The sequence below is a fragment of the Actinoplanes italicus genome (genome assembly GCF_003001815.1).
Lineage (GTDB): Bacteria > Actinomycetota > Actinomycetes > Mycobacteriales > Micromonosporaceae > Actinoplanes > Actinoplanes italicus.
In genome coordinates this window covers 87327-104863 of sequence record NZ_PVMZ01000016.1, presented here as the reverse complement: position 1 = coordinate 104863, position 17537 = coordinate 87327, and the positions used below count along the sequence as shown (strand labels likewise).

Annotated in this window: 11 protein-coding genes; 7 read left to right on the top strand and 4 right to left on the bottom strand. The window is 68.3% G+C overall.

All coding sequences use genetic code 11. The features are described from left to right. Positions 1-32 precede the first annotated feature (32 nt). The gene (locus tag CLV67_RS32850) at positions 33-1862 is read left to right on the top strand and encodes an HEXXH motif domain-containing protein (protein WP_170154087.1); all 1830 of its coding nucleotides are present in this window, start codon (positions 33-35) and stop codon (positions 1860-1862) included. On the opposite strand, the gene CLV67_RS32845 is transcribed toward CLV67_RS32850, so the two are convergent. Continuing rightward, on the bottom strand, positions 1806-2855 hold the full coding sequence (locus CLV67_RS32845) for a phosphorylase family protein (protein WP_106325408.1): 1050 nt from the start codon (positions 2853-2855) through the stop codon (positions 1806-1808). The genes CLV67_RS32850 and CLV67_RS32845 overlap by 57 nt on opposite strands. 249 nt (positions 2856-3104) lie before the next feature. On the opposite strand from CLV67_RS32845, the gene CLV67_RS51280 reads away from it, so the two are divergent. Then, positions 3105-3284 carry a hypothetical protein gene (locus CLV67_RS51280; RefSeq protein ID WP_146169377.1) on the top strand — a complete coding sequence of 60 codons (180 nt, stop codon included), beginning with the start codon at positions 3105-3107 and terminating at the stop codon, positions 3282-3284. Positions 3285-3322: 38 nt separating this feature from the next. On the opposite strand, the gene fxsT is transcribed toward CLV67_RS51280, so the two are convergent. Together fxsT and CLV67_RS32835 are read right to left on the bottom strand one after the other, a co-directional pair. Continuing rightward, positions 3323-6730, bottom strand: a complete 3408-nt coding sequence (gene fxsT, locus CLV67_RS32840) for an FxSxx-COOH system tetratricopeptide repeat protein (protein ID WP_106325406.1) — start codon at positions 6728-6730, stop codon at positions 3323-3325. 579 nt (positions 6731-7309) lie between these two features. After that, positions 7310-8263: a carboxypeptidase-like regulatory domain-containing protein gene (locus tag CLV67_RS32835; RefSeq protein ID WP_106325404.1), complete on the bottom strand. Its 954-nt coding sequence runs from the start codon at positions 8261-8263 to the stop codon at positions 7310-7312. A gap of 191 nt (positions 8264-8454) precedes the next feature. Here CLV67_RS32835 and CLV67_RS32830 point away from each other — a divergent pair, with 191 nt between their 5' ends. Further along, positions 8455-9048 (top strand): hypothetical protein, encoded by a 594-nt coding sequence (locus tag CLV67_RS32830; protein ID WP_203737643.1) that lies wholly within the window; start codon positions 8455-8457, stop codon positions 9046-9048. Here CLV67_RS32830 and bla read toward each other — a convergent pair whose 3' ends face one another. Further along, the gene (bla, locus tag CLV67_RS32825; RefSeq protein ID WP_373873206.1) at positions 9049-9990 is read right to left on the bottom strand and encodes a class A beta-lactamase; all 942 of its coding nucleotides are present in this window, start codon (positions 9988-9990) and stop codon (positions 9049-9051) included. A gap of 107 nt (positions 9991-10097) precedes the next feature. On the opposite strand from bla, the gene CLV67_RS32820 reads away from it, so the two are divergent. From CLV67_RS32820 to CLV67_RS32805, 4 genes are all read left to right on the top strand, one after another. Then, a complete protein-coding gene (locus tag CLV67_RS32820; RefSeq protein WP_146169376.1) occupies positions 10098-14348 on the top strand; it encodes a hypothetical protein in 4251 nt (1416 codons plus the stop codon). Then, positions 14345-15217: a serine peptidase gene (locus CLV67_RS32815; protein ID WP_106325398.1), complete on the top strand. Its 873-nt coding sequence runs from the start codon at positions 14345-14347 to the stop codon at positions 15215-15217. Before CLV67_RS32820 ends, CLV67_RS32815 begins: the two co-directional genes overlap by 4 nt. A 273-nt stretch (positions 15218-15490) precedes the next feature. Next, entirely contained in the window at positions 15491-16123 is a 633-nt protein-coding gene (locus CLV67_RS32810; RefSeq protein ID WP_170154086.1) for a PH domain-containing protein, read from the top strand. Positions 16124-16311: 188 nt separating this feature from the next. Next, positions 16312-17526: a PQQ-dependent sugar dehydrogenase gene (locus CLV67_RS32805; protein ID WP_106325394.1), complete on the top strand. Its 1215-nt coding sequence runs from the start codon at positions 16312-16314 to the stop codon at positions 17524-17526. The last annotated feature ends 11 nt before the right edge of the window (positions 17527-17537 follow it).

The window sequence follows — 17537 nt, the reverse complement described above, 5'->3', positions numbered from 1 at the left end:
TGCGGACACGGCGAGTCTGCCAGGGAGGCTCTGTGGCGTACGACGCCGACTACGGCTTCGACCTCTTCCACCATCGGATTCCCGCCCACCAGCTCGACGAGTTGTGTTCGGGCGGCGGTGGGCCCGAGACGGTCCGGACGCTCTGGGAGGGCCAGCGAAGCCGCCGGATGCTCCTGCTCGACACGGTGCGGCGTGCGCTGTCCGACCCCGCTGACATGGGCCCACTGCCACCCGCGGCCCTCGCCTGGTCGGCGTGGGCGGCTGCCGAGGAGACCGATCCGGCCGCGGTCGCGCCTCTGCTGCTGCATCCGCAGGTCGGTTCCTGGGCGGCGTACGCGCTGCGCCGTAAGCGGGGCCGGACCGATGCCCGTACGGAGTTGTGGGTGGATGCCGGTGCCGTGCACACGCTCGCTCTCGTTGCCAACGCCAGGTCGGGCCGGTCATGGCGTACCTCGGTGCCGGTTCGCGACGGTGCGGTGATGCTGCCGATGCTGGGCCTGGCCCACCTGGCCGACGGCGGTGTGGCGGTGGCCGACGCCGAGTGCGCCGCGGGGGAGATCAGGTTGAGGCTCGGCGGCCGCGCGGTGGTCGTACCCGCCGAAACCGATCTTGATCGTGAGATCGCTGGGTGGTCACCACTGCGCCGGTTGACGGGCGGCCGTGACTGCCCGGCTTTCTCGGTGTTCCTGGACGATCTCGACCCCTTCCGGGAGCTGGCGGATCCGGTCGGTGCGGACCGGCTGGACGCCGAGTCGGTGGATCGCTGGCGGAATCTGCTGGTGGGCGCCTGGCAGCTGCTGTGCCGTGACCACCCCGTGACAGCACGGGCGATCGCCGAGGGGGTCGTCAGTCTGGTGCCGCTGCCCGTGGACGAGTTCGGGATCACCCGCAGCGCGTCCAGCGGGGAGGCGTTCGGCAGTGTGCTGGTCTCGCCGCCGGCCGACGAGGTCGACCTGGCAGTGTCGCTCGTGCACGAGTTTCAGCACATCAAACTAGGCGGCCTGCTACACCTGCTGCCGTTGACGGAGTACGACGGCGACCCGGTCCACCACGCACCATGGCGTGACGACCCCCGGCCGGTGGCCGGCCTTCTTCAAGGGCTGTACGCGTTCTTCGGCATCGCCGACTTCTGGCGCCTGCGCCGACGGGTCTCGTCAGGGCTGTATCGGCGGATCGTCGATTTCGAGTTCGCGTACGCCTGGGCCCAGGTTCAAGAGGTTCTGACAACCCTGAGCGGGTCGCCGAGCCTGACCGCGGTCGGTCGTAGGCTGGTCGAAGGGCTCGCGAGCCGTTCCCGGGACTGGCCGGCCGAGGAGGTGGACCCGGTGGCTTCGGAGGCCGCGAACCTCGTGTGCGCGGCGCACCGGGCCGAGTGGCGACTGCGTTTCGTGCGACCCGACGCCGGCCAGGTGAAACTGCTGGCCGGCGCCTGGCGGACGGGGACGCCGGCGGCGTTCACTCCGCGGACCGCGGTGGTGCCCGGCGCGGCTGCGGACTTCTGGTCGCTGGCCTGGCCCGCGGCGGCCCGCCGGCACGTCGCCGGGCGTGGCGGCGGCCCCGGCCCGGTCACCCCGGAGGCGGCGCTGCTGGCCGGTGACGGTGGATCGGCGTACGAGAGTTACCGGCGCGGCGTCGCGGCCGAACCCGGCGACCCGCACTCGTGGTCAGGCCTGAGTCTGACCACGTCGGACCGCCTGCTGCGGGCCCGTCCGGAGTGGGTGTACGCGGTGTGCGCCGAGCTTCGCGCCGACGGCCTGGACGCCGACCCGATCATCGTGGCCCGCTCGCTGGGCGACAACGTTCCGTCACTGCTGCTTCCAGTTGGCGCGCAGGATCTGCTCGACTTCCACGAAGTCCGGTGAGCTGCCGCCCAAAGTGCGCAGTAGGGCTGCGACCAGGGCGTCGAGCCCACCAGGGAGGCGTTCGAGCGCGGTGATCGTCTCCACCACGTGCAGCCGGGGAAGGGAGTTCTCGCGGATCTGCTCACGCATCCATCCGGGCAGCTGCTCCAGAACCGTGTACCGGTCGTTGCGCATGACTCGGAGCGCGACCAGAGCGTCCGTCATCACCGCGAGCCGGTCCGCGCCCGGCAGTTCCCGCGATCCCCCGGGCGGAATGAACGGGGGACACCGCGCGAGGACCGCTTGCAGATAGCACGCGGCGACCAGGGAGGCGTACGGATGCCAGTCGTCGTTCTTGGAATCGTCGCCGTGGTCGGCGACGCCGCGAACCATGTACCAGGATCGGTCACCGAGGTGGGCGCCGATCGCCACCCCGGCGCCCTCCATCTCGAAGGCGGCCAGACGGTGCTCACGGGCGAGGCCGTCACGGAGCACCGCGTCGCGCAGCAACAGGTCCGCGCTGCCGACCCGGGCACGATGGACCCGGGGTACGCCCGGTCCGTCCGGCCGGCGGAACGGTTCCTCCGCGGCCGCGGCCTCGAGTGTGGGAAGCCACGGCGGCCGGCCGTCCATCTCCTGCGCGGCCACCAGATGGTCCACGTTCATCCATTGCGCGGCGGGCGGGCGGACGGTGCCGCGGATCGACCCGTGTCCGTCGACCCGGTGCTCGTGGCGGTAGTCGATGACTTCGGTCGCCACCACGATGTCGCCCAGGGCGATGTCCCAGCCGGGTTCGATCGACGGGACGCCGGCGGCTATGCCGCACATCAGAATTGCGCGGAGGTTGGGAAAGATGTGCGGAAGGTGGCCGCAGAGCCAGGCCGCGTTACGGGTGCCGTCCGAGGTCTGCTGCGCGACCGCCACGACGTGGGGCCGGGACTGTTCGCTGCTGGGCACGAGACCCACACGGTACGGGCGGTCGTCACCGGGAAACCGTGCGAGGGCGACCTTCATGGCCTTTTCGATCGCGAGCGTCTCTATGCTGATCGCGGTGATGACACCGATGGTGACCTGAGCTGGATCTACTCGGAGCGAACCGGAATTCGGCGAAACATCACCCGGCGGAACTGCCACGTCAGCCAGGGTGGCATGCCATCATGACGAAGTACAGGGGGAAATTTACCGAACCGCATCCCCTTCGGTATGGTTTAGTGATGCTGGTGGATAGGTAAATGACATCCGGGCGCAAGGAGGAATCGCTCAGTGGATCTTTCTCCGGGCGATGTCGAGACCGATCTGATTGATCTTTCCAGGCTCTCTCTCGCGATGCTGTACCGATGCGATGAATCCGTGCTGGCAGATTCGGTGAAGACCCTTCTGAGGCAGGTCGACCGCCCCCGCGCGAATCTCGGCGGGAACGGTCCACCCGGACGTGTCGACTGACCGGAACCGCCCATCGGGCCGGGCTGTCGCGGGGGCGGTCAGGACGGCATCGGGTCGATGTCGCAGTCAGCCCGGATGCTGCGCAGCGCGTTGAGGGTGGCGGGGTGCTGCTCGCCCAATTTGGCCCGCATCAACGTCAGCGTGCCCGAGAGGATCCGGTCGCCCTCGGCGGGCCGGTCGAGGGCGCGGAGATCCAGCGCGAGGTTGACCCCGACGGCGAGCGTCGATGGATGGTCGCGGCCGAGTACTCGCTCCGACCGGGTCAAGGTCTCGGTGTCGCGTTCGTACGCCTCCTGAAGGCGGCCCAGGGCGTGCGCGTCGCTTGCCAGGTTGGTGGCGCACGTGAGCGTCACCGGGTGATCCGGGCCGAGTGTGTCGGTGAGGATTTCCAGAGTCTCGTGGTCATGCTGGTGCGCGACCTCGGGTTCACCGCTCAGCCGATAGACGATGGCGAGGTTGGTGCGTGCACTGAGGGTGTGCGAGTGCCGCGGACCGAACATTTGCTGGTATCGCCGGAGAGTGTCGGTGGCCAGGCTCTTGGACTCCTCCAATTCGCCGGCCTGCCGTAGATCGATGGCATAGTTGACCGCCGTCGCGATCGTCTCCGGGAAGTCGTCGCCGTAACGTCGCCGGTAACGGTCCAGGGTGTCCCTGGCCAGTCGCCGGGCGCCGGGGTGGTCACCGGCCTTGCGCAGCGAGATGGCCAGATATCGGGCCGCCTGCAGGGTGGGCGGCGCGTCCTGGTGGAAACTCTCGAACGTCCGGCGGTAGTAGTCGTTGAAGCGGGGCAGCGTCTCCACGAAGTCACCGCCCTCGCGCAGATCGATGAGCAGGCCGGCGAGGGTGTTCAGGGTTTCCGGGTCATTGCTGCCGAGCACGATCTCACGACGCTGCAGGGTGTCCTCGTCCAGAACCCGGGCGGCCTTGAAGTCGCCGATCAGGCGCAGGCTCACGCCCAGGGCGTGAGCGAAGATCAGCGTTGTCGGATCATCGGCGGTGAATTCGACGCGGGCGACGTCGAGTGTCTGCTGGACGAGTTCGTGTGCTTCAGTGAATTCGCCGCTGTCCTGCAAACCGATGGCGACGGCGTACTTCGCATTGAGGGTACCTTCGTCGTGGTCCCCGAAATGCTCCTGGTAAAGGGCAAAAGTATGGCTGTTCAGGTCTCGCGCGGCAGCGTGTTTGCCGTTCTTGCGCCGCATCCAAGCCAGCCAGCGCGCCATTTCGAGCGTCCGTTGCGCGGCCGGTCCGTTCAGTTTGCGCCACCATTCCAGGGCTTCCTCGGCCAGCGCTTCGCTGCCCGCGTGGTCGCCCCAGTAATAGAGGAACTTCACGATGCCCTCGACCAGTTGCTGCACCCGCGGGTCAGGAGACTCCACCGCTCGCGACACCACGACGTGCGGCTGCAGAGCCTGATAGCGCGGCCAGTCGGCGCGGCGGTTCGGGCCGCTCGGCTTGTTGTTGGCGAGCAGCGTGTGTGCGCCCTTGCGCATCACGAGACGCTCGTCCGCGGTCATCCGGCCGATGAGCACGGCCTGCACGAGGCGGTGGATCTGCAAGGTGTCGCGCTGGTGGTCGATCTTGGCCAGGGCGTACCGGTTGATGTCGCGGATGGCGCGGCTGAGCGGCAGGCTGTCGCTGAGCATCTCGTCGAGTTCATCGGTGATCTGGGCGACGGGGGAACCGGCGAAGAATTCACGCGAGATCGGCTCGGGTGCGAAGAACGAACAGACCTGCAGCATCTGCAACGCTGCGGGGTTGACCGCCTTGAGCTTGTCGAGCGACAGCTGGAAGGCGGCCGCTACGGAATCCGGGTAGTCCGGTGAGGGCGATGCCTCGAGGATCTCGATACGCCGCTGTTCCAGCAGTGCAAGATAATCCGCTACCGGCATACCGGTGGCGGCCCGCCACGCTGCCGCCTGCTCGATGGCCAGTGGCAGGTCGCCGAGTGCTTCGGCCAGCCGGTCGGCGGCCTCGTCGGTGAGTTCAGGATTACGTCCGAGCAGGAAGGTCTTGCTCTCCTCGCGGGTGAACACGTCGACATCGATCGAGCGGGTCACCCGAGACCAGTCGAGATCCCGGGAGGTGACGAGTACCTTGCCGGCGCCACCGCTGGGGAAGTATTTCAACACCTCCTGCGGCGTCTCGGCGTTGTCGAAGACGAGCAGCCAGTTGCGGTAGCCGGTGCTGCCGTTGCTCAATGCCTCCCGCACCGCGGGCACCGCGATGCTCGCCTCGGGGCTGACATCGAGGCCGAGCCGCAGCGCCAATTGGGTGAGAGAGGTCCGGATCTGGCTTTCCTGCTGTGCCGGAATCCACCAGATCAAATCGTAAGAAGCGCTGTTGCGGTGGACGTATTCAACGGCGACCTGTGATTTTCCGACACCGCCCATTCCGTGGAGCGCCTGTGGCAGAACCGCGGTCTGATGGGTACGGGAGAGTTTCTCGTGCAGTTCTTCGAGAAGTGCTTCCCGGCCGGTGAAATTCGGATTCTTCTGAGGGATATCGCCCCAGACTTTGGGGAGCGGCGCCGGTATCTGCGTCGGGGCGACGGCGGGCATCGCTACTCCTAGGGGACTCGCGTCGCTGTCAACAAGGTCCGTTCGCTCCTCGAGAGGAATGTTGTGCTCCGCCCTCATCAGTCCGTTCGCCCCAGTATCGCCCGACTTATCGCTGTCCGCCGGGATGATAGCAGTTTGAGCACGTTTGTCACCCTGGTGATCATCGGGCTGGTGAGGTGGATGTTCAGGCTGGTCAACGCTGGTGCCGACGTCGGTCGGCAGGGTCACGGCAGCCGACAAGAGAGTCGACCCGGACGGGTTTACGGAGTCCACTTCTAGCCGATCGGCCAGACTGCGCGCCCACTGATCGAGTTCCGCCCTCAGCTGACCGGTAGCCAGCTCGGCGACATGCCGTACCAGCCGTAGAGCGGGCGGTATCCCGGGTTCGCGGGCAGGCCCGGCACAGAGCCGGCCGAATGCCTCCGCGAGCGTGGGCGTGTCGGCCGGCACGCTCATCGAGGCCTTGCCGAGGCTGTCCCACCACCACATCGGAACCGAGGGTTCGATCTCGGCCTCGGCTCTTCGCAGCGAGTCAAATATCCGACGCATCTCAAGATCCGGAATGAGTCCCTGGACAGATGAACCCTTGACCAGTGCGATCGCGTTCTTCACTCCGGGGTGGTGCGGCGCCATGGTGGTGAGTGCTTCGGTGAGTGCCCGAAACCCGCCGGGCTGCTGATGGCAGACCAGTATTATCTCGATGAAATGCGACCTGATCACGTCGTTGTCACGGATATCTGGAAAATCATCGAGATTGCGCTTGATTAGCTGAAGCAGTAGAAGTCGATCTGCCTTTGCGCTCAGGAAAGGCATCTCCGTCAGCTGGGTTATCAGCGCATCACTCAGTTCGGTGGCAGGATTTTTCTTGATCGAACCCTGCGCCACCGATCTTCCTCCCGTCGTCGGGCCCGGAACGCCATCACGTATCGACACGTGTTGTGCCCATCATGCACCGGCCTGGCCTGTACCGGAAGTGACGTGACGGCGGCTCCCTGTGGATGCGCCGTCGCGCGGTCACTGGATTCTGTCGCAACGGTCGGAGCGCGGTAGTCGGCTGTCCGTCCGAGTTGGAATGGGCCCAATGGCGGAACCCGTCGGTGTAGGACGTTGCCGTCCACGCGTGCCCGTCCCGGCGTGATCGCGTGGTGAGGCGACCGCTCGCCGCGCCTTTGGAGGGCATTCGCGGTCAGTGCGAGTCCGCCGGGTGTGCCTCAGCCGTGGAATCCGGCTGGCAGGGGATGGTAGTGGGGTTCCCCGGCTGGGTTGAAGAGCGTGGCCTGATCCACCTGAAGGTGCGGGGCCGGTGCTGTGACGGTGGGGCCACACGTAGCGGATGCGAGCGACCCTGTGGTCGCGGTGGCGACGGTGGGCGTCCACGGACGGACCTTGTGGGATCTGACCGTTGATGGCAGCCGCTCGAGGCCGCTGATGCCGAGCGGGCGGAGCGGCTCGGCATCAGGTGGCTCACGCTCGGCTGAGCGGGTCCTTCGCGGCGTTTCTCCGGCGGAGCACCATCAGGGCGAGCGCGCCGAGCCCCACGGCGACCAGCAGGCCGCCCAGGAGCTTGAACGGCAGGGACGCGCTGCTGTCGTCGCTGACGGTCTCGAGGGCCGGGGGAGTCGCCGCCAGCGGATTGCCGGCGATCGCGAGAGGGCTCGCCGACACCTCGGGCGCGGGTGATGTCGTGGGCGGCGCGCTCTTTGCGGGCAGGGTCAGCCGGACGTTCACGGTGTCACCGGCGGAGCCTCGGGCCGTGGTGCGGGCGGTGTCGTAGCCGTCCTTCGTCGCGACTACCGTGATGGCGCCCGCGGCGATCGGCTTGCGGGCTGTCGACGTGACCGCGAACCGGCCGCTGCGGTCGCTGGTCGTACGGTATTCGTGCCCTGCCTTGTCCCGGAGGGTCAGGGACACGCCGCCGACGGCCTTGCCGCCGGAGTCGCGAACCCGGCCGGAGACCCGTTTCACCGCGGCCGGCTCCTGGCCCGTGCCGGTGGGCGAAGTGCCCTTGCCGTGGACGTACACCATCTTGAAGTCGTAGCTGTTCTGCCCGCCGAGGCGCACGGCGACCGAGATGTTGAGCCCGCTCACCTCGCCGGGGCTCGCCGCCGGTGCTACCAGGGTGGCCTCGAAGTCGCGGCTGCTGCCCGCCGCCAGGTTCGGCTCGGCCCGGCATCCGGTGGTGCATCGCAGGCCGCCGCCCACGACCACGATCGCGCTCTCGGCTGCCTTCCCGGTGTTGGTGACGCGGAACCGTACCCGCACCTTGTCGCCGGGTTCCACGTTCTCCGCCGACACGCTCAGGATGCGGATGGGGGCCGGTGCCGCCGTCACGGGTGCCGCCGGCACCGCGAGCATGGCGCCGGTCAGCCCCACCCAGGCGGCGGCGCGGACCCATCGACTGCGTGAGCGCGTCGTCACTTTCCTCCACCTTCGCCACCACCGGCGGCGACACCGGTCGATGACACCGCCGGGCCACTATGCCGGTTCGGGTGCGGATCGCGCCACCCGCCCCTCGGGACGCGCGCCGGCGTACCCCAGGCTATTGATGTTCTTGATTGAATGGGTGACTCTTAACAAGCCTTACTGAATCGGTGTTCGGAGGTTCGTCCATGCGGAAGTCGTCACTTGCCGTCGCTGTGGTGCTGGCCGTCTCTCTCGGGGCCTCCCCGGCCTCGGCCGCCGGCCCTCGCGGGGAGTGCGCCACCCCGTCGATCAACCGCTACCAGCAGTGGCTGGCCAGCGGGGAGGGCACCACGGTGCCGGCGACGGGCAGCATGCTGGTGCCGGTACGGGGGCACGCCAGGTACGCCGCGCGGATCTCGTTCGTCAACGCCGAATGGCACGTGGCGGTGCTGTGGCTGGCCAACCAGTTCGAGGCGCAGGCCGACCTGTCACGTTCCGCAGGGTTCCTGCTGACCTACAGCGCCACCGACGACCTGTACGTGCAGCTGCGGCCCGCCTCGCACTGGAGCGGCGGTGCGCAGTGGGCCACCCTGATCCCGTCCACCCGTGGGCGTACGGTGACCAGGTTCTTCAGCCTCCGGCCGCAGGCCTGGACCTTCGTGCCCGAGCTCGGGGAGCCGGCGCACTCCTTCGCAACCGCCCGCTCCGAGGCACGTGGTTTCGTCTTCGTCGGGAAGACGGCGAACGAGCTGGAGTTCCGCGGCCTGCGAATCGATCGGTACACGCCGCCCTGCCTCTGATCACCGCAGCGCCGCGACGACGGTCTCGGTGGCCTCGGCGATCAGTGTGTCCGCGGGCCGTGCGTCGCGCTCACCCTTGTCGGACAGGATCGCTATGACCAGGGGAGCGCCGGCCGGCGGCCAGACGATCGCGATGTCGTTGCGGGTGCCGTGACCACCGGTGCCGGTCTTGTCGCCGACCTGCCAGCCCGGCGGAACCCCGGCACGGATGTACGGGTCCCCGGTGGTGTTGCCCCGCAGCCAGGCGGTCAGCCGTTCACGGCGTGCGGTGGGCAGGGCGTCGCCGAGCACCAGCGTGTGCAGGGTGGTGCCGAGCGCGCGGGCTGTGCTGGTGTCGCGGGTGTCACCCGGTTCGGCCTCGTTGAGGTGCGGCTCGATGCGGTCGACGCTGGTGGTGCGGTCGCCGAGCGCCCGCAGTTCCCGTTCCAGGGCCTCGGGTCCGCCGAGATGCTCGAACAGCAGGTTGGCGGCGGTGTTGTCGCTGTACCGCACTGATGCGGCGAGCAGGTCGTCGAGGCTCATGCCGGTGGCGACGTGCTTCGAGGTGATCGGCGCGTGCGCGAGGAGGTCGGCCCGGCGGTACTTCACCACCTTGCGCAGGTCGGCGTCGGTGGCGCGGCGTAACACCGCGCCGGCCTGCAACGCCTTGAACGTGGAGGCGTGGGCGAACCGTTCGTCGGCGCGGTGGGTGACTGTCCGGCCCGTGGCGGTGTCCAGTGCGTAGACGCCGAGCCGGGCGTCGAATCGTCGCTCCAGCCCGTCGAAGGCGCGCGCGGTGTCATCAGTTGCCGGTGCAGTCGCCACGGTGGCGGCGGTCGCCGGGCTCGGCGACGTGCGCACCGCGCCTTCGTTCTCCGCGCCGGCGCATCCCGTCGACAGCGCGACGACGGTCAGGACGGCGATGCCCACGGCAGCGGGTCGGCGGGCGACAGTAAGCATGATGCAAGCATGGTCCACTCCTCGCCGGGACTCCCGTACGGTCCACCTTGATCGTGTTCGTGCCGGTCGTCCTGCGATCCTGGGCTAAGTTGGTCGCTGCCCGGTGGTGGATGACGGTATTCGTCCGGCGGAGGTGGCGATTGGATGCGGATTCTGGCCGGCGGGCACTGGTTATCGGAGTCGGATCGTTTCCGGCCGACTCAGAGTTCGACGATCTCCCATTCGCCGTAGGCCTAGCCGGGAGGCTCGCTGACGTCCTGACCGGCTACCGCACCGGCGGATTCGATGTTCGGGCCCTGTACGACCCTGACCGCGACGAGATCGCCGCTGCGGTGCAGGAACTGCTCGACGACGCGTCCTGTGCCGCCCGTATCATCCATCTGATCTCGCATGGACGGCCTGATGAGCAGGCGGACCGTGTCGAGCTGATCGGCCGTTGTGCCAGGCGAGGCAACAACGTCCGGGAGTGGGTTTCGCGGGCACAGAGCGACCCGGTGCCGACCTTGTTCCTGGTCGACCTGTGCGGTGCCGGTCGTGCGACCAGGTTGCAGTTCAACATCGAGCCTCGCCAGGATGAGGTCATGGCGTGGGTGCTGGCCGGTGCCCGCGGTGACGAACTCGCGTACGACGGCGCGTTCACCCGCGCTGCCGTCAGGGTGCTCGAGGACTGCGCCCGGGACGGGCTCGGCACCGACCCCCGTCTGCGGTATGTGTCATTGCGCGAGGTCGCACGTCGTATCAACGACGGCCTCAGCGGCCAGTCGCTGTGGACGACGCCGGTACCACTGCACTACGACGCCGCATTGCCGGTCCTGCCGAACCCCCGCTACGAGCGGGACCCGGTCGCTGATCGGATCGCGACGTTCGACGCGCCGATACAACCGTTCCTCACCGACGTCGTCGCTGACGCGGCCCATTTTCAGACGCGCGCGGGCATGTACTTCACCGGCAGGCGAGCAGTACTCGACAGCGTGGTGCCCTGGCTCGACGGAGCCGGGCCAGGGGGTCTGTGGGTACTGACGGGCGCGGCGGGATCAGGTAAGTCAGCGATCCTCGGAGCCCTGGTATGTGCAGCACATCCCGCGCTGCAAGAACTGACCGCGCACGTCCGTCTGCAGATGGACGATCCGCCCGCCGTCAACCCCTTGCTGGTCGCGGTACACGCCCGGCAGCGCACCCTGCTCGAGATCCTGGCGTCGATCGGCCGTCAACTCGGCCTGAAGCCGCCGGATCAGGGATGGACAGCGGCCGCGCTGATCGCGGCGTTGGCCGGCATGGACAGCCCGCCCACCCTGATCATCGATGCGCTCGACGAGTGTCCCGAGGCCGATGCCGTCCAGACCGTTCTTCTCATGCCCATGGCACGGGCACGTCGGCACGGGTCCGGCTTGGCTGTGCGTTTGTTGGTGGGTACCCGTCCATGGCGCGACCGCTTCACGCCGCTGCTGGAGCACGCACAGGAATCCGGGCAGTTCTCGGACCTTGACCAGCTTGACCGCCGTGAGATCTACCGGGACCTTCGCCGCTACCTGATTGAGCTGTTGTCGGGGATCCCGCAGCTGGAGATTCTCGCCGGTGGGATCGCTACGAGACTTGCGGACGACTACAACCGACGCCGTCATGAGCCGGCCGCGAGCCGATGGGGTCACTTCCTGGTCGCCGCTCGCTACGCCGGCTACATACGTGACCATCCGCCCGGTGAAAAAGAGGGGGTCGCCGAGCTGCTCGCGGCGATGCCGATCGACCTGCCGCAAGTGCTCGAGATGGAGCTGGCCGCGCATCCCCGGCCGCACCACCTTCGTGCCGCGCTTGCGGCGCTGGCGTTCGCCAAGGGCGACGGCATGCCGACTGAGCTGCTGCGTGTGGTCGCTGCCGCTCTCGGCCCGGCCGATCCGGAGCTGTTCCTGGGCGACGAGGTTCGCCTTTATCTACGAACGAGCTGCGAACCCGATGGTGTCAGCCTGCTGCGCCTCTATCACCAGGGCCTGGCTGATTACCTGCGTGTGCATCCGATCAGTGCCGCTGAACGCAACGACCTCGTCGGCCCCGTCGCTGCGGCGCTGTTGCGCACCCGTGACACAGCCGACGGATCCCGTTCGTGGGAATTCGCGCCGGACTACCTGCTCCGACACGCCGTTCAGCATGCAACCGACGCCGGCATCGTCGACCAACTCCTCACCGATATGGACTTTCTCTCCCACGCGGATGCCGAACCGCTGCTCGCCGAGCTGCATCATGGCCGGTCCGCCGCGGGCCGGCTGTGGTCAGCCGTCTACCGCTCGGTGCACCACCTCCTCAACACCGACGCCTTGACCCGGCACCGGCTGATCGACCTCGCCGCCCGGCGGTACGGGGCTCTCGGTTCTCGTATGTCCCCGACCCGGCGTCGGGCGGGGATATTCCAGCCGCGCTGGGTAACCGGCAGCCAGCTGCACCCGGCACTGCAGCGCACCCTCCGTGCGGGAGCCGCGCGGGTTCTAGCCTGCACGACGGTCAATGGCCGAGCGATCGCGGTTGTGGGCGGTATCGGCGGCACCGTTCGCGTGTGGGACGTCGCCAGCGGCGAGTTCGTCGGCCCGCCGCTCCGCAGTGGGACCGGGCGGACCACCGCGCTGGAATGTGTCATGCTGGCCGGCCGGCCGGCCGCAGTCGTCGGTAACGCCGACGGCACTGTTCAGGTCTGGGATCTGATGACCGGCGAACCGGTCGGTGCTCCCCTCGTCACCAGCCCTCCTGATGTGCCCCGGAGCGTCCACACGCAGCGGCGAGTGACCGCAGTGGCGTGCACCGAGCTGGAAGGCCGTCCGATCGCGGTAGTCGGCAGCGCTGATGACCGCTTGCGGATCTGGGATCTGAGCACCGGCACAGCCGTGGCATCCTCGTTGCAACTACGGCCGGCAGAGGTACGCCGGGGTGTTCGCACAAGACGGTGGGTGACCGCGATGGCCTGCGGCGCGACGAACGGTCGCCCGGTCGCGGTCGTCGGCGGCGCGGACGGCTCGGTGACGCTGTGGGACCTGGCTGCCGGGGAGTCGTTAGTGGTACAGCCACCCGGTGGCCGAGACCTGGTGAGCGCGGCGGCGTGCTGTGTACTTGATTCCGTACCCGTCGCGATCACGGGCTGCGGCAACCGCTGGCTCAAGATTTGGAGACTCGACACGGGTGAGCCTGTCGGTGCCACGCTTGACATCGGCATCGGGCAGATCACCACGTTGGTGTGCACCATTCTTGAAGGTCGGCCGGTCGCGGTCGTCAGCAGAGCTGCCGGCATCGTGCAGGTATGGGACCTGGCCGGTGACGATCGGGTCCGTGCCCCGTTCGCCGCCCATTCCGCACCGGTGGAGTCGGTCGCATGCACCGTGCTGGACAGCGGGCCGGTCGCGGTCACCGGCGGTCTGGACGGCACGGTACGCGTGTGGGACCTGGCCGCGACGGAATCGGTCGGCAACCCGCTCGAGGGTCACGCGCGGCCCGTCACGACGGTGACCAGCACCCTGCTGGGAGAGCAACAGGTGGTGCTCTCCGGGAGTTCGGACGGCACAGTGCAGATCCGGGACCTGGCCACCGGCGATCCCATCGGAACACCGCTCCGCCGTACCGGGCGGGTGACAGCAGTTGCCTGCGGAATGCTGGACGGCCGGCCGATCGTGGTCGTCGGCACCCGCAACGGCACCGCACAGGTCTGGGACCTGGCCACCGGCGACCCGATCGGTGCCCCACTGGTCAGCGGCACCCGGCGCGTAGGCGCCGTGGCGTGCATGGTACTGCGGGGCCGACCGGTGGCGATCACAGGCGACCGGGCGGTACGGATATGGGATCTGGCCACCGGCGAACCACTCGGCAGCCTCGCTGCCGGTCTCAAACGGCAGGTGACCGCACTGTTGGCAGTCGAGCTGGCGGGGGGACCCGCCGTCTTCGCCGGTATCCGCGACGGTGCTGTGCGGGGGTGGGATCTGGCCACCGGCGACCCGATCGGCGTATCGCTGTCTGGCGGTACCGATCGCGTCACGGCCTTGGCCGCGATCGACGTCGACGGCGCTCCGGTAGCCGTCGTCGGCACCGATCGCGCCGTCCACCTGTGGGATCTAGCCACCGGCGAACCGCTCGGCAACCCCCTTCGCGCCGGCAGGGGAACCACCTCGGTCGCTGCCGCGATTATGGACGGCCGACCCGTTGCGGCAATCGGTTCCCGCCGCGGCGCGGTCAGCGTCTGGGATCTGCGCGACCGCTTCTGCATCGACAGATGGCTGATGTGGGACGGTGCCTCCGCGGTCGCGTTCAGCCCCGACGGCCGCCGCTTGATCGCAGGCGCCGGATGGGACCTGGCAGTCTTCGCCCCCCAACCCGAAGGGCAGGAATGAACAACATCGTCGCCGTGCACGGCGTCTGGAACCACCGGCGCGGCCTCAGCCCTTCGGCCGCCGCACGAAATCTCGCCGACGAGTGGTCGGATGCGTTGTTTGGAGGGCGGTTCGGGCCGCTGCCGGACGCGACCGTGGTCCACGGTGCCTACTATGCCCACCGGCTACGCCCCGTGGGCGCACAGGCCGGTGACGAGGAGTTGGAACACCTCTCACCGCTGGGTCAGGAGTTGGTGAGCCTGTGGCTCGACCAGGTCGATCCGGCCGTAGCAGCAGCGCAGGGAAGGCTGACCCGGAATCTGCGGCAAGACATCGCCCGCTACGCGACTCGGCTCGGGCACAACCGGTGGATCTTCGAGCGTGCCGTCACATTGGTGTTCGGAGAAGTCGCCCGCTATCTGGACCCGGACTCCCCGGCACGGATCCAGGCACGTACCGAGGTTGCCGAAGCGATCGCTGCCGCCAACCGCGGCGGCCGCACCACCGTTGTCGCGCACTCGCTGGGAACGGTCGTCACATATGAGACGTTGCACGCATATCCGCAGCTGAAGGTGGACCACCTGATCACCCTTGGGTCGCCGCTCGCGCTGCCCCACGCGGTCTTCCACCGTCTTTCACCGACACCAGCGCCTCGCGGAAGTCGACCGGCGAATACTCAGCGGTGGACCAACATCGCCGACGTAGGCGACATCGTGGCTGTTCCGCCTCAAGGCGTCCGCGACTCCTTCAACGGCGTCGACCACAATGTCGAGACAGCCATCCACCTCATCGACTTCCACACCGCCGGTGGCTACCTGAGAACTGACGCCGTGGCCCAGGCACTGCACCGCCTGGCGAATGGTTCCGGGCCAGGTACAGGGCCGGCATGATGATCAGGTCGTACCGGTTCTGTTGGGGGTCGGCGTGGGCGCACGACGCGGTCATCGCAGCGACGACCGAGGCGATGACCAGGGCGTGAAGCGACGCCGCGGGCTATTGACGCAACCGGATTGTGCCACCGGCATCCATCCGGCGACGAGCTGTTCCGTCGTGCCGCTCCTCCCCGGGCGCGCTCCGGGTCAGGGCCGGGCTGCGCGGGCCCGCTATCGTGCCTTGCGCGAGTGATGTTCGCCTTTCCGCCGGAGCTTGAGAAAGAGGTACCGATGACGGGGTTGAACGAGATGAACCCTTCGAGCGTCAACGAGCTGTGGTCGGGATCCTCTCAGGACCTCACCTCACTGGCGACCGGCGGCCGCGTGCAGACGGGCACCTACAGCGTGACCGACGACGCGATCCGGTTCTCCTCCGGTGTCATCTCCACCCGGGAGGAGATCATCCCGATCTGGCTGGTCGTCGACGCTGACATCACCCAGCACATCACCCAGCGGGTACGCGGCGTCGGCGACCTCACGCTCCGCCTGGATCCGGCCCACGCAGGCAGATTCGGGCAGAAGGAGCTCACCTTCTTCTCGATCGAGAATCCCGCCGCCGTACGTGACCTGATCCTCCGGCAGGCGAATGCCGTTCGTCAGTATTGGTCTCAGCATCACTATCAGCGCAACGTCGAACTGCGCCGCGCCGGCGCTGTGTCGACCAACGTCGTCGTCCCGGCCGTGGTGGCCACTCCCGAACCGGGCCCGGTCCCGGTCCCGGCCGCGGTTCCGGCACCGGCGCTGGAGGCCGCCCCCACCGGCGGTGACCTGATGGCACAGCTCGTCCGGCTGGGGGAGATGAAGACCGCCGGCCTCCTCACCGACGAGGAGTTCGCCGCGGCCAAGGCCAAGCTCCTCGCGTGATGCCGTAGAAGCCGGGGGTGGGTGACGGGCCTCTTGCGCCCCGGAGGCGAACCGGCGCGGTACGGGCGGTTCGTGACGCCTGCGTTCCGCGAGGCTGCGACTGCTGAGGCGGTTCTGCATCGGCTGTGATCGATGTATGGTGGGAGCGCTCCCGGACCGCTTCCGTCACTCTGCTTGAGGAGCCGAACATGTCGCGACGTCGTCGTACGGCCGCCATGCTGGCCGGTCTGCTCGCTGTGGTCTCGCCCGGACTGCTGCCGGCGGGCACCGCCGCAGCCGACACCCGCCCGGTGCCACTCACCGAGCTGACTGTGGTGTCCGAGCAGGTGGCTTACGGCCTGCAGCGCCCGATCGCGATCACCGGTTTGCCGGACGGACGGATGCTGATCGCGGAGAAGGACGGCACCGTCCGGTCGTACCATCCCGACACCGGCCTGGCGGCCGACCCGGTACTCGACCTGAGGGCACGGATCGACACGTCGGACAACGAACGCGGTCTCCTCGGCATCACACCCGCGCCTGACTTCGTACGCACCGGGATGCTCTATGTCTCCTATACGAGCCTGCCGGCCGGCGCGTTGACCCTGGCGAGACTGCCGATCGGCGCTCCGGATCGGCTGCAGGTGCTGCTCACCCAGGAGCACGCCGAGTACGGCAACCACAACGGCGGGCAGGTGGCGTTCGGCCGTGACGGCTACCTCTACTGGTCGACCGGCGACGGCGGTCACGCCAACGACCCGTTCAAGTCCGGTCAGGATCTCGGCACCCTGCTCGGCAAGATCGTACGGATCGACGTCAACCGCGCCTGCGGGGCGAAGCCCTACTGCGTGCCCGCCGGCAACCCGTTCGTCCGCAAGCCGGGCGCCCGGCCCGAGATCTGGCTCTACGGCCTGCGCAACCCGTGGCGGTTCTCCGTCGACGTCGACAACTCACTGTGGATCGGCGACGTCGGCCAGGGCCTGGTCGAGGAGGTCAACCACATCCGCCCCTGGCAGGGCGGGTCAAACCTCGGCTGGTCCTGCAGGGAGGGCACACCGGTGTTCGACCCGGACCAGTGCAAGCCCGGCGTACGGTACGTCGATCCGGTCTTCGAGTACGAGCACTACATGACCGAGAGCTGCTCGGTGACCGGCGGCGTGGTGTACCGGGGTTCCCGGACCCCCGAGGCGCGGGGCACGTACATCGCGAGTGACTACTGCTCGACTCTCGCCTTCGCCGTGCGGCCCAAGGCCGGCGGCGGTTACGAGTCCGCGACGATCGGCAACTTCCCCACCCAGCCGACCGCCTTCGGCGTCGATGTGCACGGCGAGTTGTACGTGCTCAGCGACCTCCCGGGATTCCTGAGCAAGGTGCGGTTCGAGCGGGTGACACCGGCCGCCGGCGTCGTGGCGGCGAACCGCTGAGCGTTCCGCCG

Coding starts and splice junctions, on each gene's coding strand:
- CLV67_RS32845 (WP_106325408.1), bottom strand. CDS start 2,855: ATGAAGGTCGCCCTCGCACGGTTTCCCGGTGACGACCGCCCGTACCGT.
- CLV67_RS32830 (WP_203737643.1), top strand. CDS start 8,455: ATGCGGAAGTCGTCACTTGCCGTCGCTGTGGTGCTGGCCGTCTCTCTC.
- CLV67_RS32820 (WP_146169376.1), top strand. CDS start 10,098: ATGACGGTATTCGTCCGGCGGAGGTGGCGATTGGATGCGGATTCTGGC.
- CLV67_RS32815 (WP_106325398.1), top strand. CDS start 14,345: ATGAACAACATCGTCGCCGTGCACGGCGTCTGGAACCACCGGCGCGGC.
- CLV67_RS32810 (WP_170154086.1), top strand. CDS start 15,491: ATGACGGGGTTGAACGAGATGAACCCTTCGAGCGTCAACGAGCTGTGG.
- CLV67_RS32805 (WP_106325394.1), top strand. CDS start 16,312: ATGTCGCGACGTCGTCGTACGGCCGCCATGCTGGCCGGTCTGCTCGCT.